This is a genomic window from Amycolatopsis sp. NPDC102522 (assembly GCF_055584485.1).
This window is the reverse complement of sequence record NZ_JBVJLY010000011.1, coordinates 244384-267510: the sequence shown is the minus strand read 5'-3', so window position 1 is coordinate 267510 and position 23127 is coordinate 244384. Positions and strand designations below refer to the sequence as shown.

The 23127-nt window shown below is 68.2% G+C and carries 24 protein-coding genes and 1 tRNA gene; 15 read left to right on the top strand and 10 right to left on the bottom strand.

The window, feature by feature from the left end; translation table 11 throughout:
- Positions 1–27: 27 nt before the first annotated feature.
- Both ACZ6YV_RS25915 and ACZ6YV_RS25910 read left to right on the top strand, forming a co-directional pair.
- Entirely contained in the window at positions 28–1218 is a 1191-nt protein-coding gene (locus ACZ6YV_RS25915) for an RtcB family protein (protein WP_465512074.1), read from the top strand.
- Between the two features lie 72 nt (positions 1219–1290).
- Positions 1291–1662: a hypothetical protein gene (locus tag ACZ6YV_RS25910; protein WP_465512073.1), complete on the top strand. Its 372-nt coding sequence runs from the start codon at positions 1291–1293 to the stop codon at positions 1660–1662.
- Between the two features lie 132 nt (positions 1663–1794).
- On the opposite strand, the gene ACZ6YV_RS25905 is transcribed toward ACZ6YV_RS25910, so the two are convergent.
- On the bottom strand, positions 1795–2937 hold the full coding sequence (locus ACZ6YV_RS25905; RefSeq protein WP_465512105.1) for an MFS transporter: 1143 nt from the start codon (positions 2935–2937) through the stop codon (positions 1795–1797).
- Between the two features lie 258 nt (positions 2938–3195).
- Here ACZ6YV_RS25905 and ACZ6YV_RS25900 point away from each other — a divergent pair, with 258 nt between their 5' ends.
- Entirely contained in the window at positions 3196–4638 is a 1443-nt protein-coding gene (locus ACZ6YV_RS25900; RefSeq protein WP_465512072.1) for a catalase, read from the top strand.
- A gap of 446 nt (positions 4639–5084) precedes the next feature.
- A complete protein-coding gene (locus ACZ6YV_RS25895; protein ID WP_465512071.1) occupies positions 5085–5615 on the top strand; it encodes a hypothetical protein in 531 nt (176 codons plus the stop codon).
- Positions 5616–5880: 265 nt separating this feature from the next.
- Here the strand turns inward: ACZ6YV_RS25895 and ACZ6YV_RS25890 are convergent, their stop codons facing one another.
- Entirely contained in the window at positions 5881–6927 is a 1047-nt protein-coding gene (locus ACZ6YV_RS25890; RefSeq protein WP_465512070.1) for an alpha/beta hydrolase, read from the bottom strand.
- Positions 6928–7075: 148 nt separating this feature from the next.
- Here ACZ6YV_RS25890 and ACZ6YV_RS25885 point away from each other — a divergent pair, with 148 nt between their 5' ends.
- From ACZ6YV_RS25885 to ACZ6YV_RS25860, 6 genes are all read left to right on the top strand, one after another.
- Positions 7076–7651, top strand: coding sequence for an NADPH-dependent FMN reductase (locus tag ACZ6YV_RS25885; RefSeq protein WP_465512069.1), 576 nt, complete (start codon positions 7076–7078; stop codon positions 7649–7651).
- Positions 7652–7788: 137 nt separating this feature from the next.
- Positions 7789–8211, top strand: coding sequence for an organic hydroperoxide resistance protein (locus tag ACZ6YV_RS25880; protein WP_378244173.1), 423 nt, complete (start codon positions 7789–7791; stop codon positions 8209–8211).
- A 55-nt stretch (positions 8212–8266) separates the two neighbouring features.
- Positions 8267–8743, top strand: coding sequence for a Dps family protein (locus ACZ6YV_RS25875; RefSeq protein WP_378244175.1), 477 nt, complete (start codon positions 8267–8269; stop codon positions 8741–8743).
- An 84-nt stretch (positions 8744–8827) separates the two neighbouring features.
- A complete protein-coding gene (locus tag ACZ6YV_RS25870) occupies positions 8828–10201 on the top strand; it encodes a glutamate decarboxylase (RefSeq protein WP_465512068.1) in 1374 nt (457 codons plus the stop codon).
- 62 nt (positions 10202–10263) lie between these two features.
- Positions 10264–10890 (top strand): TIGR03085 family metal-binding protein, encoded by a 627-nt coding sequence (locus ACZ6YV_RS25865; protein WP_378240983.1) that lies wholly within the window; start codon positions 10264–10266, stop codon positions 10888–10890.
- Positions 10891–10899: 9 nt separating this feature from the next.
- A complete protein-coding gene (locus tag ACZ6YV_RS25860) occupies positions 10900–11085 on the top strand; it encodes a 2-hydroxymuconate tautomerase (RefSeq protein ID WP_465512067.1) in 186 nt (61 codons plus the stop codon).
- Between the two features lie 87 nt (positions 11086–11172).
- Here ACZ6YV_RS25860 and ACZ6YV_RS25855 read toward each other — a convergent pair whose 3' ends face one another.
- The gene (locus ACZ6YV_RS25855) at positions 11173–13017 is read right to left on the bottom strand and encodes a S9 family peptidase (RefSeq protein WP_465512066.1); all 1845 of its coding nucleotides are present in this window, start codon (positions 13015–13017) and stop codon (positions 11173–11175) included.
- 39 nt (positions 13018–13056) lie between these two features.
- Between ACZ6YV_RS25855 and ACZ6YV_RS25850 the strand changes: the two genes are divergently transcribed.
- Positions 13057–13749, top strand: coding sequence for a methyltransferase domain-containing protein (locus ACZ6YV_RS25850; RefSeq protein WP_465512065.1), 693 nt, complete (start codon positions 13057–13059; stop codon positions 13747–13749).
- Between the two features lie 317 nt (positions 13750–14066).
- Here ACZ6YV_RS25850 and ACZ6YV_RS25845 read toward each other — a convergent pair.
- From ACZ6YV_RS25845 to ACZ6YV_RS25835, 3 genes are all read right to left on the bottom strand, one after another.
- Positions 14067–14140 (bottom strand) — tRNA-Pro (locus ACZ6YV_RS25845).
- Between the two features lie 28 nt (positions 14141–14168).
- Positions 14169–15110: a metallophosphoesterase gene (locus tag ACZ6YV_RS25840; protein WP_465512104.1), complete on the bottom strand. Its 942-nt coding sequence runs from the start codon at positions 15108–15110 to the stop codon at positions 14169–14171.
- A gap of 269 nt (positions 15111–15379) precedes the next feature.
- Complete coding sequence (locus tag ACZ6YV_RS25835) at positions 15380–17557, bottom strand: transglycosylase domain-containing protein (protein ID WP_465512064.1); 2178 nt, start codon at positions 17555–17557, stop codon at positions 15380–15382.
- A gap of 350 nt (positions 17558–17907) precedes the next feature.
- Here ACZ6YV_RS25835 and ACZ6YV_RS25830 point away from each other — a divergent pair, with 350 nt between their 5' ends.
- On the top strand, positions 17908–18225 hold the full coding sequence (locus ACZ6YV_RS25830) for a WhiB family transcriptional regulator (protein WP_465512063.1): 318 nt from the start codon (positions 17908–17910) through the stop codon (positions 18223–18225).
- Positions 18226–18288: 63 nt separating this feature from the next.
- Here the strand turns inward: ACZ6YV_RS25830 and bagB are convergent, their stop codons facing one another.
- The 4 genes from bagB to ACZ6YV_RS25810 form a co-directional block, all read right to left on the bottom strand.
- A complete protein-coding gene (gene bagB, locus ACZ6YV_RS25825; RefSeq protein ID WP_465512062.1) occupies positions 18289–19422 on the bottom strand; it encodes an ATPase BagB in 1134 nt (377 codons plus the stop codon).
- Positions 19422–20426 (bottom strand): ATPase BagA, encoded by a 1005-nt coding sequence (gene bagA / locus ACZ6YV_RS25820; protein WP_465512061.1) that lies wholly within the window; start codon positions 20424–20426, stop codon positions 19422–19424. Before bagA ends, bagB begins: the two co-directional genes overlap by 1 nt.
- Positions 20427–20448: 22 nt before the next feature.
- A complete protein-coding gene (locus ACZ6YV_RS25815) occupies positions 20449–20697 on the bottom strand; it encodes a hypothetical protein (protein WP_465512060.1) in 249 nt (82 codons plus the stop codon).
- A 91-nt stretch (positions 20698–20788) separates the two neighbouring features.
- The gene (locus ACZ6YV_RS25810) at positions 20789–21733 is read right to left on the bottom strand and encodes an esterase/lipase family protein (RefSeq protein WP_465512059.1); all 945 of its coding nucleotides are present in this window, start codon (positions 21731–21733) and stop codon (positions 20789–20791) included.
- 129 nt (positions 21734–21862) lie between these two features.
- On the opposite strand from ACZ6YV_RS25810, the gene ACZ6YV_RS25805 reads away from it, so the two are divergent.
- Genes ACZ6YV_RS25805 through ACZ6YV_RS25795 form a run of 3 tightly spaced genes read left to right on the top strand, consistent with a single transcriptional unit; the run spans position 21863 to position 23121 of the window.
- Positions 21863–22024 carry a DUF4177 domain-containing protein gene (locus ACZ6YV_RS25805; protein ID WP_005166970.1) on the top strand — a complete coding sequence of 54 codons (162 nt, stop codon included), beginning with the start codon at positions 21863–21865 and terminating at the stop codon, positions 22022–22024.
- Positions 22025–22036: 12 nt separating this feature from the next.
- Entirely contained in the window at positions 22037–22492 is a 456-nt protein-coding gene (locus ACZ6YV_RS25800; RefSeq protein WP_378240975.1) for a RidA family protein, read from the top strand.
- Positions 22492–23121: a hypothetical protein gene (locus ACZ6YV_RS25795; protein WP_465512058.1), complete on the top strand. Its 630-nt coding sequence runs from the start codon at positions 22492–22494 to the stop codon at positions 23119–23121. The genes ACZ6YV_RS25800 and ACZ6YV_RS25795 overlap by 1 nt, the downstream gene beginning before the upstream one ends.
- Positions 23122–23127: the final 6 nt, after the last annotated feature.

The following is a 23127-nucleotide window of genomic DNA, read 5'->3' as shown; positions in this document are numbered from 1 at the left end:
CAAAACGTTCTCCACGAAGGGAAAGTCATGTACACGGCGGTCGAAGGCTCGCGGGTTCCGATCCGGATGTGGGCCGACCCCACGTCGGTCGAGGACCAAGCCATGCGGCAGCTGCACAACGTCGCCAACCTGCCGTGGGTGCACGGCGTCGCGGTCATGCCCGACGTCCACTACGGCAAGGGCGCGACGGTCGGCAGCGTGATCGCGATGCGCGACGCCGTGTCCCCGGCCGCCGTCGGCGTGGACATCGGGTGCGGGATGAGCGCGGTGCGGACCTCGCTCACCGCCGCCGATCTGCCCGACGACCTGCTGAAGCTCCGCCGCCGGATCGAATCGGCCGTCCCGGTCGGTTTCGGCCTGCACAAGACCCCGGTGAACCCGGCGAAGGTGCACGGTGTCGGTGGCTGGGACGCGTTCTGGAAGTCCTTCGGCGACCTGCACCCCGGCGTCCAGGAGCTGCACGACCGCGCGGCGCGGCAGATCGGGAGCCTCGGTGGCGGGAACCACTTCATCGAGGTCTGCCTCGAACAGGGTGGCGACGACGAAGGCCGCGTGTGGCTGATGCTGCACTCGGGTTCGCGGAACATCGGCAAGGAACTCGCGGAGCGGCACATGGCCGTCGCGCGGAAACTGCCGCACAACGCGGACCTGCCGGATCCGGACCTCGCGGTGTTCGTCGCGGGCACGCCGGAGATGCAGGCGTACCGGCGCGACCTGTTCTGGGCGCAGGACTACGCGGCACGCAACCGCGCCACCATGGTCGCCCTCGTGAAGCAGGCGCTGAAGGACGTCGTCCCGCAGACGACGTTCGACGACGCGATCTCGTGCCATCACAATTACGTGGCAGAAGAGACCTACGACGACGTCGAACTGCTGGTGACCCGCAAGGGCGCGATCCGCGCGGGTTCGGGCGACCTCGGGATCATCCCGGGCAGCATGGGCACCGGTTCGTACATCGTGCGCGGTCTCGGGAACACGTCGTCCTTCCAGTCCGCGTCGCACGGCGCGGGCCGCCGGATGTCGCGGAACAAGGCCAAGAAGCTGTTCACCGCCGAAGACCTCGCCGCGCAGACGGCCGGCGTGGAATGCCGCAAGGACTCCGGTGTGGTGGACGAGATCCCGGCCGCGTACAAGGACATCGAAACGGTGATCAAGGCGCAGACGGATCTCGTCGAGGTGGTCGCGCATCTCAAGCAGGTCGTCTGCGTGAAGGGCTGAATTACCGGGTGATTCGTGGGTGGTGGCCGGGGAACCCGACATACCACCCACGAAATCGCTACGCTGGAACGTATGAAGAGGTTGGGATTCGCGGCGCTCCTGGCGGCCGCCGGGCTGGCGCTGGCGGGCTGCAGCGAGGTCACGAACGCGGTCGATCAGACCAACAAGGCCGCGACGAAGGTGAGCGCTTGCGCCGAGGCGCTCAGCCTCGCCGACCTCAACCCGGATCCGGCGACCATCAAGGCGCGGGCCGCGGACAAGGAAAAGCGCCTGCGCGAACTGGCGAACAACGTCGGCGAGCAGGACGTGGCGGGCGCGCTCACCGGCATGGCCGACTCGTACCTGCAGGCCCAGAAGGAGAACATCCACGACGCGGGCAAGATCGCGGACTGGACCAAGCGCAACATCGACCACCTGGACGCCCTCCGCAAGGTCTGCGCCTAGCAACCCTCACCGGCTCCTGACCCAAGTACGTGAAGGCCCCCTTCATTGCGCCTAGCGCAATGAAGGGGGCCTTCACGTACTTCGGCACCCCGCCCTGCGCCCGCCCGGAGCTGAAGGGCCCTTCAGTTCACCTCAGGAAGCCAGGGCCGGGACGTGGTCGGCGGGGGTGCGGGAGCGCCGCCAGAACAGGCCGACCGAAGCGATCGCCAGCGCGCCCAGCGCCGAGGCCGCGAACCCCCAGCCCGGGCTGGAGTGGTCGATCACGAACCCGATGATCGGGCTCCCGATCGCCAGCCCGATCCGGCTCGCCGCGTCCAGCAGGCCCATCGCCTCGCCGCGCACCCGTGCCGGCGCCGCCGCGCTGACCGTCTCCGTGCTCGCCGCGAGCGTCGGCGCGCACAGCACGTTGCTCGGGAAGAGCACGATCGCCAGCAGCCACCACGGGTGGTCGACCAGGCCGACAGGCAGCGTGAGCACCGCGAGCAGCACCATCAGCGTGCCCTGCGAAAGCGACCGCCGGACGGCGCCGTGGATCGCCCCGCCGAGGACGGACGCGACGCACATCAGCGTGATCAGCAGCCCGGACCAGGCGATGTCGCCGCTCGCGCGCAGCGTCGCCAGGGCGGCGAGTTCCATGCCGACCAGGCAGAACAGCGCGCCGGAGGCGATGAACATCGCCATCACGAGCCGTCCGGTGAGCCAGCTCCGCACGGTCGGCCGCTCCCCGGTGAACACCTCGGTGTCGGCCTCGGCGCGGATCGGCGGGTTCAGCCGGTAGATCAGCGTCGCCGAAAGCGCGAAGCAGACCCCGATCCCGGTGAGCGCGTAGACCGCGGGCAGTTGCGTGATCGCCATGATCCCGGCCGACGGCCCGATCATGAACGACGCCTCCACCAGGATCGTGTCCAGTGAGTAGGCCGCCCGCCGCTGCTCCAGCGGCACGAGCGCGGTGAGCACCAGCCGCGCGAGCGTCCCGGCGGGCACCGACAGGACGCCCGCGGGGAGCGCGACCACCAGCAGCACCTGATAGGGCAGATGCGGCGCGCTGATCCAGAACGTCGTCGAAGCCAGCCCGCAGATCGCGACCACCGGCCGCAGTCCGTAGCGGTCGACGTACCGGCCGACGAGCGGCGCCCCGAAGGCGCTGCCGAGCGTGGTGGCCGCGCCGACGAGTCCGGCGGCGCCGTAGCCGCGGCCGAGGTCGTTGACGACGTACAGCGTCATCGTCACGCCCATGGCCGTCATCGGGAGCCGCGCCAGGAACATCAGCAGCATCGAGCTGGGGACTCCGGGCACGGCCAACACGCGACGGTACGGAGCTAGGGCCATGATCCGATGAGAACGTAACTTGGTACGCGCGTGCAAGTTTTTTTCGTGCGTGACCGGTCACCCGGCTCGGGGTGTTTTCTTGACTGATTCCAATTTGCGCGAGAGGGTGGGTGAACCGGATCGTCCACGACGTGCTGAGCGCGCGCACTCGGGCGAAGCTGGTGTGGCTGACCGCACCACCACCACGAACCAGGAGGCACCGGCGTGACCTTGCCGACCACGAACAACGTGGGTATCCCCGTCGCCAGCGACAACGACTCGCTGACGGTGGGTGCCAACGGCCCGATCCTGCTCCAGGACCACTACCTGATCGAGAAGAACGCCCAGTTCAACCGTGAGCGCGTCCCGGAGCGTGTCGTCCACGCCAAGGGCGGCGGCGCGCACGGCTTCCTCGAGGTCACCGAGGACGTCAGCCAGTTCACGAAGGCCGCTCTCTTCCAGCCGGGTGTGCGCACCGAGAGCCTGGTCCGCTTCTCGTCGGTCGCGGGGGAGAACGGCTCGCCCGACACCTGGCGCGACCCGCGCGGTTTCGCGGTGAAGTTCTACACCTCCGAGGGCAACTACGACCTCGTCGGCAACAACACCCCGGTGTTCTTCATCCGCGACCCGATCAAGTTCCCGGACTTCATCCACTCGCAGAAGCGCCGCGCCGACAACCACCTGCGCGACCACGACATCCAGTGGGACTTCTGGACGCTGCGGCCCGAGTCCGCGCACCAGGTCACCTGGCTGATGGGCGACCGCGGCATCCCGTCGAACTGGCGCGAGATGGACGGCTTCGGCTCGCACACCTACCTGTGGGAGAACGCCGGCGGCGAGAAGTTCTGGGTCAAGTACCACTTCAAGACCGACCAGGGCATCGGCTACCTGCCGCAGGCCGACGCGGACCGCATCGCCGGCGAGGACTCGGACTACTACATCCGAGACCTGTTCAAGAACATCGAAAAGGGCAATCACCCCAGCTGGACGCTGTACGTCCAGGTGATGCCCTACGCCGAAGCCGCGGACTACCGCTTCAACCCGTTCGACCTGACCAAGGTGTGGCCGAAGGGCGACTACCCGCTGATCAAGGTCGGCCGCTGGGTGCTCGACCGCAACCCGGCGAACTACTTCGCGGAGATCGAGCAGGCCGCGTTCGAGCCGTCCAACCTGGTGCCGGGCATCGGCCCGTCGCCGGACAAGATGCTGCAGGGCCGCCTGTTCGCGTACCCGGACGCCCACCGCTACCGGATCGGCGCGAACTACACGCAGCTGCCGGTCAACGCGCCGAAGTCCCCGGTGAACAGCTACTCGCGTGACGGCGCGATGCGCTTCAACAACCCGGGCGACCCGGTGTACGCGCCGAACTCCTACGGCGGCCCGCACGCGAACGCGGAGATCGCCGCCGAGACCGCCTCGGGCTACGGCGTCGAGGACGAGGTCATCCGGTCGGCGTACAAGCTCCACGCCGAAGACGACGACTTCGGCCAGCCGGGCACGCTCGTGCGCGAGGTGATGGACGACGAGCAGCGTGAGCGGCTCGCGGGCAACATCATCGGCCACGCCTCGAACGACGTCTCTCGGCCGGTGCTGGAGCGTGTCTTCGAGTACTGGCGAAACGTCGACAAGGACCTCGGCGACAAGGTCGCGGACGCCTTCCGCGAGTAGAACGACCTCTCACCAGAGGCTGCTCCCACCACCGGAACGCACCCGGTGCGCGTCATCCCCCGCGCACCGGGTGCGTTTCCATGTCCCCACTCGCATGTGAAACCAGAAGGTGGCGGGACGTGCGTGGGGGACACCCCGAGTGGAGCAGTGCGACACGCTTGTCCGACGGAGTGATGAAGCCAAACGATCACCGTTTACACCGCTGTGGGTGAACGAACCGCTCTACCGTGTCGATCGGTCACGGGTGGTCATAAAACGATAGGAAAAGGTTGATCTTCAGGGGGAACCACAAGATTTCGACGTTAATCAATTGCGGGGGTCTTTACCTGGAATGAATCCGGCACGTAAGGGTTAGAAAATTGTGCAAACCGGTGATCGGGTGGTGTTCGGCCGATACGGCGGGTATCGATTACCTCGTCAGGTCCCAGAGGCCAGGAGGTAAGGGAATGAAAGGCAACATTGCCCGGACGATTGCCGCGGTAGCCGCGGGCAGTCTGTTGGCGGTGGCCTCAGCCGGCGCCGCGACGGCTAGTACCGATGGTGGAAAGGGTTCGTCGAATACGCAGGCGCTCGCCGCGCAGGTGCTGCAGATGCGGGACGGCCTCACCAAGGTGGCCTACGGCGGTGACGTCGCCAAGACGCGGGTGGACTTGGACAAGCTGAGCCCCGTCCTCGGTGACATCGCCGCAGGCAAGCGCTATCAGATCCAGACCGAAACGCAGAAGCTCGGCGACCTGGCCAAGGGCCGCTCCGACGAGTCCAGCAGGCTGCTGGCCGACCCGAAGGCCAAGGCGCGCCAGCTGCCGCCGCTGCCGGTGCCGATCCCGTCGCTGCCGGACCTGCCCGGACCGCTGAAGATCGTCAGCGACCTGGTGAAAGCCCTGTTGACAGCGGTGACAGGCATCCTCGCGGGCCTGCTCGGCGGACTCCCTGTCCCGCCGCTGCCGATCCCGCCGGTGCCGCTCCCCACGCCGTGATCTTGCCGCGCGCCGACGGAAACCTTTCGCAGGGCGCGGGATCGCGACCCGCTCGCGCGGGCAGGTAGGGGCGCCCTACAAAAGGTTTCCGTGGCCTTCGGCCAAAAGGGGCGCGCGGGTGAAGTCTCTCTTCGCGCTGACGCGCTTCCGGGAGACAGGCGTAGGTCCGTCAGTAGTCATCAGGTTCCGCCGTGCAGGGCGGCGGGCCACGATATGGGGGCCGGAGCCCGAGCGGGGATATTTCTCCTCGCTCGGGCTCTGGCCGTCACTTCGGTGCGAGACCCAGCCGCAGGGCGCCCGCCGCTTCGGCCGTCGCCTCACGGAACCGCTGCCCGACGCCGAGGAAGTTGATGTACCCGTGGATCAGGTCCGGCTGGCGGCTCAGCGCCACCGGGACCCCGGCCTTGCGCAATTTCTCCGCGTAAGCCTCACCCTCGTCGCGCAGCGGATCGAAACCGGCCGTCGCGATATACGCCGGCGGCAATCCGGAAACGTCGCCGTGCAACGGGGACAGTTTCGGGTTGTACAGATCGGTGCCTTTCGGCACGTAATGTCCTTCGAACCAGGTCATATCCGAATCGGTGAGGAACAGGTCCTCCGCGAACAATTCCCGCGAACGGCGGCGCACGGTGAAATCCGTGGCCGGATAGAACAGCAGCTGGAACGCCGGGATCCCGCCGCCGCGTTTCATCGCCTGCTGCGCGGTCACCGCCGCGAGGTTCCCGCCCGCGCTGTCGCCGCCGACGGCGATCCGGGCCGGGTCCGCGCCCAGGTCCCGCGCCTTCGCGATGGCGTACTCGAACGCCGCGATCGCGTCTTCGGTCGCGCCGGGGAACCGCGTCTCCGGCGCGAGCCGGTACTCCACCGAAAGCACCCGCACGCCCGCCTGTTTCGCCAGGTAGCGCACGGTGTTGTCGTGGGAGGCGCGGCTGCCGACCACCCAGCCGCCGCCGTGGAAGAACACCAGCAGCGCGGACGGATCCGGCAGCCCGGCCGGTGTGTAGAGCGTGGCGGGCACGCCGCCGTCACCCGTCGGGATCAGCAGGTCCCTGGTGGCGACCGGCTCGATCGTCTTCCCGCTGACCAGATGCCTGCTCGCCAGGAGCATGCTGCGCGACTGTTCGACGCTTCCCCGCACCAGCGAAGCCTTCGCCAGTTTCTGCAGGCGAAGCAGGAGCTGGGCGTCGAGCGCGAGTTCCTGTCCGTCCAGGCGGAGCGGCGGCCCGGCGATGGCCCTTCTGGCCGGTCTCGGAAGCCAGAACGCCAGCTGCGAAAACGCGGCCTCGGCACGGATCTGGAGCGGTATCGCCATACTTCCTCCTGGTGGCTTCCGGTCAGGTTACTTGCGAGTAGGTATGCCGTCCAGCGGGACCGGGACCCGTTACGGCGAACGGGTGTGACACAGGACTCCGTTCCAGATCCTGGTCCTCCACTTAAGTAGAGCGGTTAGCCTCGAAAGCGTGACTTCGACGAACGCGGTTCATGTCCTCGGTATCGGTGGCTCGCTGCGAGAAGGTTCGCAGTCCGAACGCGCTCTGCGCATCGCCTTGAGCGGTGCGGCAGAGGCCGGAGTCACCACCGAAGTGATCCCCGGCCCCGAGCTGGTGCTGCCGTTCTACGACACCGCCTTGGCGGAACGGCACGAACGTGCCGAGCGACTGGTCGAGGCGATCCGCCGCGCCGACGGGATCATCGTGGTCTCGCCCGGCTATCACGGCGCGTTGTCCGGCCTGGTCAAGAACGCCCTGGACTACGTCGAAGACCTGCGCGACGACGCCCGCCCGTACCTCGACGGCCGCGCGGTCGGCCTCGCCGCCGTCGCCTACGGCTGGCAGGCCGCGGTCACCACGCTCGACCAGCTGCGCACGATCACGCACGCGCTGCGCGGCTGGGCCACCCCATTGGGTGGTTCGATCAACTCCGCCGAGACCAAATTCGACGAAGCGGGCGGAGCCTCCGACGACAAGACCGTCCGCACACTTCGCCTGATCGGAAGCCAGGTCGCGGAGTTCGCGATCAGCCGGGCGGGCCGTTAGCCGTTTGCCCCGTTCGCCGTCCGGGTATTCCCGGACGTGATACCTGCCATGGGGTGGCAAGGTTCCGCGGTTGCGGGACGTTGGTACCGAAGAGACGCTCAACGGGGCGTGTCTTGAAACCAGGAGGTAGGCGAAGAATGGCTGAGGCTCTGTACACCGCTGTTGCCACCGCTCGCGGCGACGGCCGCAACGGTGAGGTCACGTCCTCGGACGGCGTCATCGACGAGTCGCTGGCGATCCCCAAGGAGATGGGCGGGCCGGGCGGGGACAAGACCAACCCCGAGCAGCTCTTCGCCGCCGGCTATTCCGCCTGTTTCCACTCCGCGCTCCAGCTCGTCGCGCGCCAGGCCAAGGTGAAGCTGGACGGGTCCACCGTCTCCGCCGAGGTCAGCGTGCTCAAGCAGGGCGAGGGCTTCGGTCTCGCCGTCGCGCTCAAGGTTTCGCTGCCCGGTCTGGAGCAGGCGCAGGCCGACCGGCTCGTCGAGCAGGCGCACCAGGTGTGCCCCTACTCGAACGCGACCCGAGGGAACATCGAGGTCGCCCTGTCGGCGACGGTCTGATCCCGCGCGCGGCAGGTCCACACGTACCGGCAATTCTCTGAAAGGAAGACCGAAGATGGGCAAGTCCCCGATCAAGAGTCCGCTGAGCGAAGCCGACAAGGAGATCACCGGTAACGCCTTGCAGGCCACGCTGGTCGATCTGGTGGATCTGTCGCTGATCGCGAAGCAGGCCCACTGGAACGTCGTCGGCGCGAACTTCCGCAGCGCGCATCTGCAGCTCGACGAGCTGGTCGCCACCGCGCGCCAGTACACCGACGAGGTCGCCGAACGCGCCAACGCCATCGGCGTCTCGCCGAACGGCCAGGCGAAGGCTGTCGTGGAGAGCTCCGGCCTGCCGGACTACCCCGACAACTGGCAGTCCGTGGAGTCCACGGTCGCCGCGATCGTCGACATCCTCTCGGCGTTGATCGAGCGTCTGCGCAAGCGCATCGACGAGACCGACAAGAGCGACCTGGTCACCCAGGACCTCCTGATCGCGATCACCCAGGAGCTCGAAAAGGCGCACTGGATGTGGCAGGCGCAGCAGGCCTGACCCGCACCCCTACTCTCACCCCTCGTGAGTGGTAAGGACGGTTAGAACCGTCCTTACCACTCACGAAACGCTACCGTTCGATCCATGGTGCTGCACAAGGGAACCCCGACCGATCCGGACCGCAAGAGCGGGGCCAACCCGTTGTACGCCGGCGCGTTCCCCGCGCTCGCCACGAACATCCGCCTCCCGCACGACAGGCTCGCCGAAGATCCGCTGCCGCCGGACACCGCGCTCCAGCTGGTGCGCGACGAGCTGATGCTCGACGGCAACGCCCGGCTCAATCTCGCCACGTTCGTCACCACGTGGATGGAGCCGCAGGCCCGCGAGCTGATGGCCGAATGCGTCGACAAGAACATGATCGACAAGGACGAGTACCCGCAGACCGCGGAACTCGAGCGGCGCTGCGTGAGCATCCTCGCCGACCTGTGGCACGCGCCCGATCCCACCGCGATCATGGGCTGCTCCACGACCGGTTCCTCGGAAGCCTGCATGCTCGCCGGGATGGCGTTGAAGCGCCGCTGGTCGAAACTGGGGCGCGCCGGCAAGCCGAATCTGGTGATGGGCGCGAACGTCCAGGTCTGCTGGGAGAAGTTCTGCGAGTACTGGGAGGTCGAGCCGCGGCTGGTGCCGATGGACGGCGACCGCTTCCACCTCACGGCGGACGAGGCGATCGCCCGATGCGACGAGAACACGATCGGTGTCGTCGCGATCCTCGGCTCCACTTTCGACGGCAGCTACGAGCCCGTCGCCGAGATCGCGGCCGCGCTCGACGGGCTGCAGGAGCGGTCCGGCTGGGACATCCCGGTGCATGTCGACGGCGCTTCGGGCGCGATGATCGCGCCGTTCCTCGATCCGGAGCTGGTCTGGGACTTCCGCCTGCCGAGGGTGGCGTCGATCAACACCTCCGGGCACAAGTACGGGCTGGTCTATCCCGGTGTCGGCTGGGTGCTGTGGCGCGACAAGGCGGCGCTGCCGGACGAGCTCGTCTTCAACGTCAACTACCTCGGCGGCGACATGCCGACTTTCGCGCTGAACTTCTCGCGTCCCGGCGCCGAAGTGGCCGCGCAGTACTACACCTTCGTCCGGCTCGGCCGCGAAGGTTTCCGTGCCGTGCAACAGGCTTCGCGGGACGTGGCGACCCAGCTGGCGGACGGGATCGCCGAGCTGGGCCCGTTCGAGCTGCTGACGCGCGGCGATCAGCTGCCCGTGTTCGCCTTCACGACGAAGGCGGACGTCGAAGGCTTCGACGTCTTCGACGTGTCACGGCGGCTTCGTGAGCGTGGCTGGCTTGTCCCGGCGTACACGTTCCCGGAGAACCGGACCGATCTCGCGGTGCTGAGGATCGTGGTGCGCAACGGTTTCACGCACGACCTCGCGGATCTGCTGCTCGACGACCTCCGGCGCCTGGTACCCGAGCTCGATCACCGCCCGCGACGGCGGACCGCGTTCCATCACTGAGCCGGGTGCCCTGCGTCACGCCGGATTTCCCCGGGCCCTACCGGCGCGTAACGTCGTGGGGTATGGGAGTCGCCGGAGACGAACGTCAAGCGTTGAGCGAGCTTTTCGAAGAGGTCGGCCCGGACGCGCCGACCTTGTGCACGGGCTGGAAGACGCGGGATCTCGCGGCGCATCTGCTGGTCCGTGAGCGCCGCCCGGACGCGGCGCCGGGGATCCTGGTGCCTGCCCTCGCGTCGTACACGCAGCGGGTGCAGGACTCCTACGCCGCGCGCCCGTGGTCCGAGGTCGTCGGGAAGGTCCGGTCGGGTCCGGCCTGGTTCTGGCCGACGTCGATCGGCGCGCTCGACGAGCTGACGAACAGCGCGGAGTTCCTGATCCACCACGAGGACGTCCGTCGCGGACAGGCCGGCTGGGAGCCACGTCCGGCGGACTCCGGGCGGGACGCGGCGGCGTGGAAGTCGGCGAAGCAGGCGTCGAAGCTGAACCTGCGGAAGTCACCGGTCGGCGTGGTCCTGAAGACCCCCGAAGGCCGCGAAGCGCGCGTGAAGGAAGGCCCGGACACGGTGACCGTCGTCGGTGCGCCGATCGAGCTGCTGCTCTTCGTCTTCGGGCGCGACGCGGCCCGGATCACCTTCGAAGGTGACGCCTACGCGGTGGACAGGCTCCGGAAGCACGACCGCGGCCTTTAAAGTTCGGTCATGCCGATGATCAGTGTTTCGATGTTCCCTGGCCGGTCGCCCGAGCAGAAGCAGGCCCTCGTACGCGAGGTGACCGACGCCTTCGTCCGCACCTGCGGCGGCAAACCCGAAGGTGTCTGGGTGACCATCAACGAGATTCCCGCCGAGCACTGGGCGTCCGGCGGGACCCTCTTCTCCGAACGCTGACCCCCGCTCCCCGGATGTCATGAAAGGGTCGTTCAAGACACGCTTTGAATCAGCGCTGTTCGTCCTGAACGACCCTTTCATGACAGGTCAGCGAAGCCCGACAGCCCGCAGCGCGAAGAACACCTCGATGGCCGTCTGCTTGATCGTCTCGGCGATCACCAGCGACCCGTGGCCCGCGTCGAAACGGTAGAACTCGAACGAGCTCTCCCGCTTCGCGAGCCTGTCGAGGTAGTTCTCGACCTGCCGGATCGGGCAGCGCGGGTCGTTGTCCCCGGCGAGTACCAGCACCGGCGCCGTCACGGCCTCGACGTAGGTGACCGGCGAGCATTCCTGGTACACCGCCGGCACCGTTTCCGGCGAACCGCCGAACAGTGCCCTGTCGAACGAGCGCAGCTGCTCCATCTCGTCCTCGTACGCGGCGACGTAGTCCGCGACGGGCACCCCGGCGACTCCCGCCGCCCAGCGCGCAGGCTGCGTGCCCAGTGCTAGCAGGCTCAGGTAGCCGCCCCACGAAGCGCCGTTCACCACGCACTTCTCCGGATCCGCGAGTCCACTTTGGACGGCCCAGTCGTGCACGGCGGCGACGTCTTCGAGTTCGGTCAGGCCGGGACGCCCTTCGATGGCGTCACGCCAGGCCGAGCCGTAGCCGGTCGAGCCGCGGTAGTTGACCTCGACGACGGCGAATCCGGCGTCGAGCCAGACCGCGCGGTACGCGGAGAACCGGTCCTCGTCGGCCGAATGCGGCCCGCCGTGCAAGGAGAAGACCGTCGGGAGCGGGCCTTCGGGCGCGTCGGCCGGACGCGAGACCAGCGCGTGGATCTGCCCGCCGATCCCCTCGACGAACGCGTCGATGACGGGGGCGGACTCCGGCGCCCGCTCGCCCGGCGGTTCGAGGAGGACCGAGTCTCCGCCGTCGGCGGCCCGAGCGCGCACCGCCGTCGGCTTCGCGGCGCTGGACCACGAGTACTCGACGGTGCCGTCGGGCCGCACCCCGGCGCCGCCGATCCGGCCCGGCGGGGTGTCCAAAGAGGACAGTGTGCCGCTCGCGAGGTCGTACCGGTGAAGGGAACTGCGGCCCTGGTGGAAGTGGACGACCAGCAGCGCTCGCGCGTCCGGGTACCAGCCCGCGATCACTTCGCCGGGCAGGTCGAGCTCGATCTCCTGCTCGGTGTCCGCGGCGGTGTCCCAGATCAGCAGTTCTTCGCGGCCGCGCCGCTCGTGCAGCACCAGCAACCGCCGGTCGCCCGCGACCGGCGAGAACTCCAGCGCGCCGAGGCCCTTGCCTTCGCCGTCCCACTTGTCGGCGACCGTGGTGAAGCCGCCGGTCGACAGGACGCGCAGCGCGGGGTGGCGCGAATCACCGTGCTCGGAATGGGAGATCGCGAGCAGCGACTCGTCGCGGGAGAGCGAGGCGATCCCCGCGTCGTCTTCGTGCCGGTAGAAGCTGGTGGTCTCGCCGTCGATGTGGGCGAAGAGTTCGCTGCCGTCGTCGGTCGAGACGCCGACGGCGATCACGTGGGTGCCGATCTCGAGCCCGGCGGGGTAGCCGTCGTGGACGTCCGGCACCGCGCGCTCGGCGGCGGCTCCCGGCGCGAAGGGTTCGCGGACCCAGGAACCGAACTCGTCGCCGTCGGTGTCGTTGAACCACCAGATCCAGCGCCCGTCGGGGGACGGGGTGGCGTGCATGGTGCCGTTGGGGCGGTCGGTGACGCGGCGGTGTTCGCCGGTCGAGCGGTCCCAGGAGTAGACCTCCCAGACGCCGCTGGCGTTGGAGACGTAGACGTTCGCGTCCGGCGCGTCGATGGCCCACTCGGGGACGGAGATGCGCGGCGCGTGGAAGCGGGCCCGCCACCTGGCCTCGGCTTCTGCGTCGTCGAACAGGCGGTCCGGGACCGCCGCGGACGGATATTTGTTGCCTGGCTGCGTGCTCACCCCTCGATCCTGCCACTCCGGAGCCGTACTGTGTGCGGGGTGCTGGAGGGAAACGCGCCGCGCGCCGCGGTGTCCGCGCGGTCCGCGCGCCAAGCGGTCGAACGGGCCGTGTTCGCGCAACCGCTGTTCGGGCCGGGGATGGGGTTCGTCGATGTCGGCTGCGGGCCGGGTTCGATCACCCTCGGTATCGGCGACGGACACAGAAAGTCCACAGTGGACTTTCTCACGGCGGACGCGTGCGCCTTGCCGTTCGCCGAGGCTTCGGTGGACGTGATCTTCGCGAACGCCGTCTTCGAGCATCTGAAGGAGCCGGGCGCCGCGCTGGCGGAGATCCATCGGGTGCTCAAACCGGGCGGGGCACTCGCACTGTCCACATCGGACTGGAGTCGGGCGCGACTCCGGCCGAAGACGGCGAACGTGGATGCCGCCCTTCGCGGGCACTACCTGTTGTGCCGCCGCGCGGGCGGTGACCCGTTCGCCGGACGCTCGATCTCCGCCGCGGTCGCGGCGGCCGGGTTCACCGACGTGCGCACGAAAACGCGTTACCGCGCGGACTCGACGTACCGGGCGCTGGCGACATATGTGGAGGCGCGGCTGGTGACGGCGCTGGAAACCGCGACGACCCCGGACCGCGACCAGCTCGCTTCGGCCGCCCGCTCGGCTTGGTCCTGGGCACGCTCCGGTGATGGCGACTTCGCCCAATGCTGGACCGAACTCCTCGCCACCCGCTGACGCTCGCTCGCGTGCCTCCAATGTGGCGTTGGGGACGCTGGATGTCCCCAACGCCACATTGGGAACCTTGAAGCTCGGTTGTCCACACCCACGCGCCGTTGTGGACAACCAGCCCCGCTACCCCCGCTTTCGCCCGGTCCCGACACCCCCGGCCGATACGCTGGACCCGGGGTCGCCCCCCTGGGAGTGGCGGGGGCCGCGCGGGGGCGGTTTCGGTCCGGGGCGGGGCTGAAGGGGACTTTCCCCGCATTTGGGCCAGGGCGACGCAAGAAGGCCCCGCTCGCGTGTTCTGCGAGCGGGGCCTTCTTGATCTAGCGTCGGGGTGGCGGGATTCGAACCCACGACCTCCTCGACCCGAACGAGGCACGCTACCAAGCTGCGCCACACCCCGGATACTTCTTAGCGGGTCGTGGAGAAGTTTAGCGGACGGTGTTTCGGGCTTTGCGGGGGGATGCTTTCCGGTGATTGTCGCTGGTCGTACCCCGTGGGACGAGGGTCAGCAGGCTCGCCTCGGGCGGGCACGCGAAGCGCGCCGGAGCGTAGGGCGACGTGCCCAACCCGGCGGAGACGTGCAGCCACATCTGGGCGCCCCACCGGGACGCGCCGCGCGCGCGGGTGCGGTCGAGTTCGCAGTTCGTGACGAGAGCGCCGTAGCCGGGCACGCGGAGCTGTCCGCCGTGGGTGTGGCCCGCGAGGACGAGGTCGTAGCCGTCACCGGCGAACTCGTCGAGGACGCGGGGCTCCGGGGAGTGCGTGACCCCGATGCGGACGGCGGCGCCCCTGTCCGCCGGGCCGGCGATGTCGGCGTAGCGGTCGCGGCGGAGATGGGCGTCGTCGACACCGGCGGTGAACACGTACTGGTCGGCGACCTCGATGGTGCGGCGGACGTGGGTGAGGTCGTCCCAGCCGTGTTCGACGAAGGCCGCGCGCAGGTCGCGCCAGGGCAGGTGCTCGCCGTGGATCCGCTTCTTCTTGCCCTTCGGCATGAGGTAGCGCGCGGGGTTCTTCGGCTTCGGTGCGTAGTAGTCGTTGCTGCCGAAGATGAACACGCCAGGCCTGTCGAGCAGGGGGCCGAGTGCGCGCAGCACGGACGGCACGGCCTGCTGATGTGACAGGTTGTCACCGGTGTTGACGACGAGGTCCGGATTGAGTTCGTCGAGCGCGGCTACCCAGCGTTGCTTGCTCACGTGACCGGGGAGCATGTGCAGGTCCGAGATGTGGAGGATCGTGAAGGGCTTCGCCCCTGCCGCGAGGACCGGGAGCTCCGCGGTGCGAAGCGTCCAACGGCGCCTTTCGATGCCGACTGCGTAACCGAGGGTCGCGGCTCCCAAAGCGACGGTTCCCACGGCCAACCGCCGCATCGTCGCCCCTGAAGTACTTTTGTTACTGAGCGTGCTCACGATGTCCAGTTTACGTGCTCATCAGTGGTGATCGTCCGCCCCCATTCCGGCGATGTCCGAGAATCGCTGGAATGGCCTCTTTTCTTCACTTTCCGTGGTCGATGCGGGGTGTCGCGATCAGTCGACATGATCCCGTCGACCACCGTTCCTCGTTAGGCCGCCAGGTGGTCACTCAAAGTTAGAGTGCCATGACTGATAGTTATTTGCGCTGGTGAATACGGCCCGGCCGGTCAGCGTCCGCCGCCCATGTACCTCGGGTCCGGCTGCGGCAGCGGCAGCGCTTCCTGGCCTTCGAGGATCTTCGACATCGCCCCGAACCAGGTCTGCGCCGGCGTCTTGCCGCCCCACATGTTTTCGCAGCCGCGAGCGGACACGTTACCCGGGCCGAGGTAGCAGAGACCGCCACTTCCACCCTTCGGGCGGAACACCATCGCCGCGCCCGCGAGCTGCGGGGTGGCCCCGAGGTACGACCCCGCGCCGTTGCTCTGCGTGGTACCGGTCTTGCCGATCACCGGCCGGGTCCACCTGGCGCCGTTCGCGGCGCCGAACGACGTGCCGCCGGGTGCGCTGTCCCGGCTCATCCCGACCGCGAGGGTGTTGGCGAGGCCTTCGGGAACCACCTGCTCGCAAGCGGCTTCCTTGACGGGGACAGGCTTTCCGTCCCGGTCGGTGACGCCGGCCAGCGGGGTCGGCGGGCACCAGACGCCGCCGCTCATGATCGTCGCGCCGACGTTCGCCAGTTCCAGCCCGGACAGCGGGCTCACGCCGAGGGTGAACGCACCGGATCCGTTCCAGCCCGGCTTCGGGCCGTACGCCTGGAGCTGGTTGACGTTGACGCCGTCGTCCTTGGAGTTCGGGTCGACGGCGCCGCCGCCGCGGTTGCTGGCCATGGTGTCGCGCATGCCGAGCTTGCGCGCCATCTCCACGACCGGCCCGGTGCTCCCGAGCCTGTCCTCCAGTGCCACGAACGCCGTGTTCGGCGAGGTCGCCAGCGCCTGCTGCAACGACATGGCCCCACCGGCCGGGTTGTAGTCACCCGCGTTGCCGACGCAGTACCAGTTGCCGCCCGGCCCGGCGGGAGGTCGAGGAGCCACGGGGCACTTCTTCGGACCACCGGCGTACACGTTGGAGGTGTAGAGATCGGGCACCGGGAGAGAGGTGTTGATCCCGGCCACGCCTGCTTCCAGCGCCGCGGCGCTGGTGAAGACCTTGTAGGTGGAGCCGGCGCCGGCGGTGTTGTAGACGCCGGAAGGCAACGCGAACGTCGTCTGGCCCTGGTCTTCGTGCAGCCCGTAGTCACGGTTCGCCGCCAGCGCCACGACTTCGTGCCGGTTCTTTCCCGGCTTCACCAGTGAAAGCGTGTTCGCGACGTTGTCCTGCGTCTTCTTGACCTGGGCTTCGGCCGACATCTTGGCCTCGTGGTTCGCCCGTTCGTCCAAAGTGGTCTTGATCTGGTAGCCGCCGGTGTAGAGATCGTCCTTCGTCATGCCGTTCTTGAGGAGATAGTCCTCTACGTACTGACAGAAGAAACCGTTTTCCGTACCGGCTCCGGTGCAGTTCGACGCGGGTTTCTGCGGGCCGCCTTCGACCACTCCGAGCGGCTCGGCCTTGAACCGGTCCGCGTCCACCTTCGCGAGCTTCTGGTTGTCGACCATGCGGTCCAGCACCAGATTGCGGCGTTCGGTCGCCTTCGCCGGGGCCTTCCACGGGTCGTTGACGATCGGGTTGTTCACCAGCCCGGCCAGCAACGCCGCCTGCGGCACCGTGAGCTTCTCGACGGGCGTGTTGAAGTACGCGTTCGCGGCCGCGCCGACACCGAAGATCTCGCGCGAGAATTCGACGACGTTCAAATAGCCGCTCAGGATCTGCATCTTGTTCAGCTTGGTTTCCAGCTGGATCGCGATCCGGGCTTCCTTCAGCTTCCGGGCGACCGACTGTTCCTGTGCGCGCTTCTGGCCCGGCTTGTCGTCCCGGTAGACGACGTTGATCAAGTAGTTCTTCACGTACTGCTGGGTCAGCGTCGACGCGCCCTGCGTGTCGCCGCCGGTGGTGTTGCTGACCGCGGCGCGCAGCGTGCCCTTCCAGTCCACCCCGTTGTGCTCGTAGAAGCGCTTGTCCTCGACCGAGATCAGCGCCCACTTCATGGCGTCGTTGATCTGCGTCTCGTTGGTGGGGATGCGGAACTGCTTGTACAGCGTCGCGATCTGCTTGCCGGTGTTGTCCGTGATCGTCGTCACCAGGGGCGGCGGAATGTCCGCAAGGTCCGAAGATGTCTTGTCGACGGTCTCGCTCGCCTGGTTGGAGAGAACGCCCGCGGCACCCGCCACCGGGAACAACATCCCCGCGACCAGCACCCCCGCGAGCACACACAGGCCAATGAGCTTCAGCAGACCGTCCGTTTTGCGCACGCGGACCAGGGTACGCGGATGCCGTTAGCCCACCGTGACGTCACCTCGCTGTCGGTGCGGATTCGGTCACGAAATCGACCCCATGAGGTGACGGCTGGTAACGGCAGGCATTCTAGGGCTTGGCGGAGGGAACCGAGGGCCCTTACAGTCCGTCAACGTCTCACGTATGAAAAAGCCGACAGACGGGTGAGTGCGAGCGGCAGTCGCATTCGACCGAACGGAGGCACCCGGCACCGGGGAGGTGCCGGCTCAACCGACGTGAGCACAAGGGAGACACGCTCATGGGGGCAGGAGCGCAGGCTTTTCGTCCCCCCGTGGTGTGTCGAACACCAGGGTAGGGAGCTGGGGGTATGGAAACCAACCAGTCGAGCTGGCGAGTAAATGCGTCGTGCCGCGACACCGATCCGGACGGCCTGTTCGTCCGGGGGGCGGAACAGAACCGGGCCAAGGCGGTCTGCCTCGGTTGTCCGGTCAGGACGGAATGTCTCGCCGAAGCGCTCGATGGCCGGATCAACTTCGGCATTTGGGGAGGTATGACCGAACGGGAACGGCGGGCGCTGCTGCGGCGGCGGCCGGACGTGACCAACTGGGCGGACCTGCTTGAAGCGGCGAAGCGCAGTTTCACCGGGATCGACGAAGAGGAAGACGTACGCGTCCGAGTCTCGTGATCATGATTCCGTGGAGGACCCCTTCCCTGAGTCCAAGGTAGGGAAGAGGTCCTTCACGGACGATCAGGACTGAGTGGCGAGCCGCGTGCCGATGTCGCGCAGGCCTTCGAGATCGTGCACGTCGCTGGGGAGCGCGGGCACCCGCACCAGCGGGACCTCGGGATGCGCCCGCGTGAACCTGGCGAGCAGCCGCGTCTCGCGATCGGCCAGCGCGACCCGGTCCGCGTGCAGGCGAAGGACGGCTTCGGCCAGCGGTGCGCTGCTCTCGCCCTTCGCCAGCTGCTCGGCGGCCGCGATGGCCTCCGCACTGGACAGCGGGGCCAGCACCGGATGCGTCCGGTTCGCGACCAGCCCGGCCAGCGGCATGCTCTCTTCCGAAAGCCGCTCCACGAAGAAGGACGCCTCGCGCAGCGCGTCCGGCTCCGGCGCGGCGATCACGAGGAACGACGTCCCGCCGGACCGCAGCAGCTCGGAGGTCTTGCGAGCGCGTTCGCGGAAGCCGCCGAACATGCTGTCGAAGGCCTGCATGAACGCCGAAGCGTCGGTCAGCAACTGGCCGCCGATGATCGTCGAGACGGCCTTCGCGAACATCGAGAAACCGGCGTTGACGACCTTGCGCAGGCCCCAGCCGCCCGCCTTGGCCGGACCGGTCAGCAGCCGGATCATCCGGCCGTCGAGCGCGCTGGAAAGCCGCGTCGGCGCGTCGAGGAAGTCCAGCGCGGACCGGCTCGGCGGCGTGTCGACGATGATCAGGTCCCACTCGTCGGTGGCCGCGAGCTGCCCCAGCTTCTCCATCGCCATGTACTCCTGCGTACCGGAGAACGACGTGGAAATGGTCTGGTAGAAGGGGTTCTGCAGCAGCTGTTCGGCGCGTTCCGGGCCGGCGTGCACGCGCACCATGTCGTCGAAGGTGCGGCGCATGTCGAGCATCATCGCCCAGAGTTCGCCCTTGGGCTCGAAGCCTTCGACCTGCACCTGCTTCGGGTGGTTGCCCAGCTCGCGCAGGCCCAGAGCCTGCGCCAGCCGCCGGGCCGGGTCGATGGTGAGCACCACCGTCTGCCGTCCGCGTTCGGCCGCGCGCAACGCCAGCGCCGCCGCCGTGGTCGTCTTGCCGACCCCGCCCGAGCCGCAGCAGACGATGACCCGGCTCTCCGGATCGTCGATCAGCTTGTCGATCTCCAGGATGTCGTCCGGCATCAGCGGACCCCCTGCTCGGTCAGCGCTTCGGCGAGGTCGTAGAGCGCCGCGACATCGACGCCGTCGGTCAGGTCCGGCAGTTCGAGACCCGGCAGGTCCGCTTCGGACAGCTGCTCGCGGGCGCGCTGCTCGGCCGCGACCCGCACGGCGTGCTCGACGGTCTCCTCGACCAGCGCGTCGAGGGTGCTTTCGGGCAGGTCGAGCCCGGCCGACACGAGCCCGGCGCGGACCCGCGAGGCGTCGACACGGCCGTCCGCGGCGGCCGTCACCGAACGGGCGGGCAGTCGCGGCGGGCGGACCCGGTTGACCAGCACCGCGCCGGGGCGCAGATCGGCGCCGTCGAGTTCGGCGACCGCTTCGACGGTCTCCCGCACCGGCATCTCTTCCAGCAGCGTCACCAGGTGGACGGCGGTCTCGCCGGAGTGCAGCAGCCGGACGACGCCGTCGGCCTGGCCGCGGATCGGGCCGGTCTTGGCGAGATCGGTCAGCGCCTTGGTGACGTCGAGGAACTTCACGACCCGGCCGGTGGGCGGCGAGTCGACGACGACGGCGTCATAGGTGTGGCGGCCGTCCGATTCGGTCCGGCCGACGCATTCCTTGATCTTCCCGGTGAGCAGGACGTCGCGCAGACCCGGCGCGAGCGTGGTGGCGAACTCGATCGCGCCCATCCGCCGCAGCGTCCGCCCCGCGAAGCCGAGGTTGTAGAACATTTCGAAGTATTCGAGGAGAGCTGCCTCGACGTCGATGTGCAGCGCGCGCAGCTCACCGCCGCCGGGGACGGCCGCGATGCGCTGCTCGGCGTACGGCAGCGGCTCGGTGTCGAAGAGCTGGGCGATGCCCTGGCGGCCTTCGACCTCGATCAGCAGCACGCGGCGCCCGCCCTTGGCGAGCGCGAGGCCCAGCGAGGCGGCGAGCGTGGTCTTGCCCGTCCCGCCCTTGCCGGTGACGAAATGCAGCCTGGCTCTCGCGAGTTCGTCGGTCCAGCCGGCAAGGGATGTGCTCACCGGTCCCACCCTAATTGAGGGTTCAGCTCGCCAGCATCATGACGCCGAGCGCAGCCGCGACCACGGCGACGACGGCCCAGGTCAGGATGCCGGAAAGGATCGTGAGCATCACCACACCGAGCAGCAGGAGGACCACGAAGGCCACCGCGCCGGTGATCGCGACCGCTCCCGAGGTGTTCCGGCGGTCCCGGGCCTTGGCCATCAGGACCAGCACCAGCGGCAGCCCGGCCACGGCCAACAGGACTGTCGCGACCACACGCCAGGTCTCCACCGCCCCACCGTAGCTCCGGGCCTAGGTACATGAAGGCCCCCTTCCTGTACCTAGGCGCAAGGAAGGGGGCCTTCATGTACTTGCGGGCGGGTCAGCTCCCGATGGGGGTCGCGGGCACACACGGCACGGGCTTCGCGTGCGAAGGGTCGAGCGCGTTGAGGACGTGCCCGGCCGCGTTGCGGTCGGCGGCGACCCCGGCGTGCTCCGCCAGGTCCAGTAGGCAGCTGTCCTGCAGGACGATGTTCTTCACGTTCGGGCCTTTGCCCATCCCGCTCGTGTACGGGACGACGGCTTCGTCGTAGCGGGTCATGATGTTCGTGTAGGTCACGCCCGGCTGGAAGATCCCGTTGCCGTCGCGCAGCTTCGTGAGGAACTCCGAGCCGTGCAGGAACTGGCGGCACGAGCCGCAAGCCGGGTCGAGGATCCCGTTGAACCCGGGCGCCAGCCCCAGCGCGCCAGCCAGCGCGTACAGGTGTGAGGCGCCGAACAGGGTGGTGCCGTCCCACAGCGGGGTCAGGCTGACGTACTTGTCCACTTTGGACGCTCCGCCGAGGAACTTCACGTAATAGGAAGGCATCAGCGTGCCCTCGGAATGCCCGAGGAGGTCCACCTTGGACGCACCCGTCGCGCTCGTCACCTTGTCGATGAACGCCGACAGTTCCTTCGCGCTCTGCTCCATCGGCAGGAGACCGCCTGGCTGGTAGACCGGCAGCGGCTTCCCGGGGACCCCGTAGGTCAGGGAGAAGACGCAGTACCCGTTGTTCTTGAGCAGCGGGCCGAACGTCTGCCAATTCACCGTCTGGTTGGCGCCGAGGCCGTGGGTGAGCACGACCGGGTTCGGATGCGCGGCGCTCGGACGGCAGTCGAAGTCGTTCGCGCCGGGCGGCGGGCCGCCGGGGTTCGCCGCCTGCGCGGGCAGCGCCGCCGCGAGTGTCCACGGAACGGGAAGTCTCTCGTCGGCGTTCGCCGGTGAAGCGCAGGTCAGGGCAAGCGCCGCGGCCAGGAAGGCGACGGCGAGGGACTTCGTTGTCCGCATGTCAACGTCCTATCTACTCCCGAGTAGGTGTGAAGTGAAACACATCGGCGGGAAATCGGCGAGCCGGTCGCGAGAGGGTTTTCCCCATGTGTGTCGGGCGCTCTTGCCGGTTTGGCTACGCTCCCGGACATGAGCGCCACCAAGTGGGAGTACGCGACCGTCCCCCTGTTGATCCACGCCACGAAGCAGATCCTCGACCAGTGGGGCGAGGACGGCTGGGAGCTCGTCACCGTGCTCCCGAACCCGACCGGCGAGCAGCACGTCGCCTACCTCAAACGAGCCAAGAACTGAGGGATTGAAGCCATGACCTGGAGCGATCGACTCGCCGAGCTCGGTATCGAACTGCCCGGCGTCGCCGCCCCGCTGGCGGCCTACGTGCCCGCCGTCCGGACCGGTTCGCACGTCTACACGTCCGGGCAGCTGCCCTTCGTCAAGGGTGAGCTCGAAGCGACCGGCAAGGTCGGTGCCGAGGTCAGCCCCGAAGAGGCGAAGCAGTACGCGCGGACGTCGATCCTCAACGCCCTCGCCGCGGTCGACTCGGTCGTCGGGCTCGACAACATCGCGCGAGTGGTCAAGGTCGTCGGTTTCGTGGCGTCCGCGGAAGGCTTCACCGGCCAGCCCGCGGTGATCAACGGGGCGTCCGAGCTGCTCGGGGAGATCTTCGGCGAGGCCGGCATCCACGCGCGTTCGGCGGTCGGTGTCGCCGAGCTGCCGATCGGGGCGCCGGTCGAGATCGAACTGATCGTGGAGGTGAAGTGATGGATCCGGACATCGAGAAGTCCTCGCACGAGCTCCTGCTCCGGCTGGCCGGACGGCTGCCGGACCAGCTCCTGTGGCGGTTCCGCGACTGGCTGGGCGAGGGCGCGATGGGCACGCTCGCGCGGACCCTGCCCCGGTCTTTGCTTAAGCACAGGATCGATCTGGACCAAACCGAGTATCGCCTGCTAGTCGCCGGGCTCATTCCTCACGGAGCCGACTGGCATCAGGTGAGTTCCACCCTGGGGGTAGACGACGTCACCGAGACCAGGTACACATTCACGCAGAGTGCGCCCGAATGGGTGAACTCCGTCGACTCTGTGTCCGTATTGATCCACGCAACGTTGCGGGGGCGGCCGGATGTGGGTGAAGTGCGGCAAAGCTGGCGACACCTCGGTGTGGTCGGCGAGGGTGGGGCGAAACGAGTCCTGCTGGTCACGGCGCTCAACGGGCTGCCGAGGCTGACGGGCGAATTGCAGCGCGTCTTGCGCGTGCTGGGTGACGAGGAGCCCGGCGTCGAGGTTCTCCCGCCGAGCATCGACCTCACCGGCTATCACCGCACCGCGCTCGCCAGCTCCGAACTGGTCTGTGTGGGCGCGGTGGACACCGGAAGTCGGCTGATCGCCGCTTAACGCTCG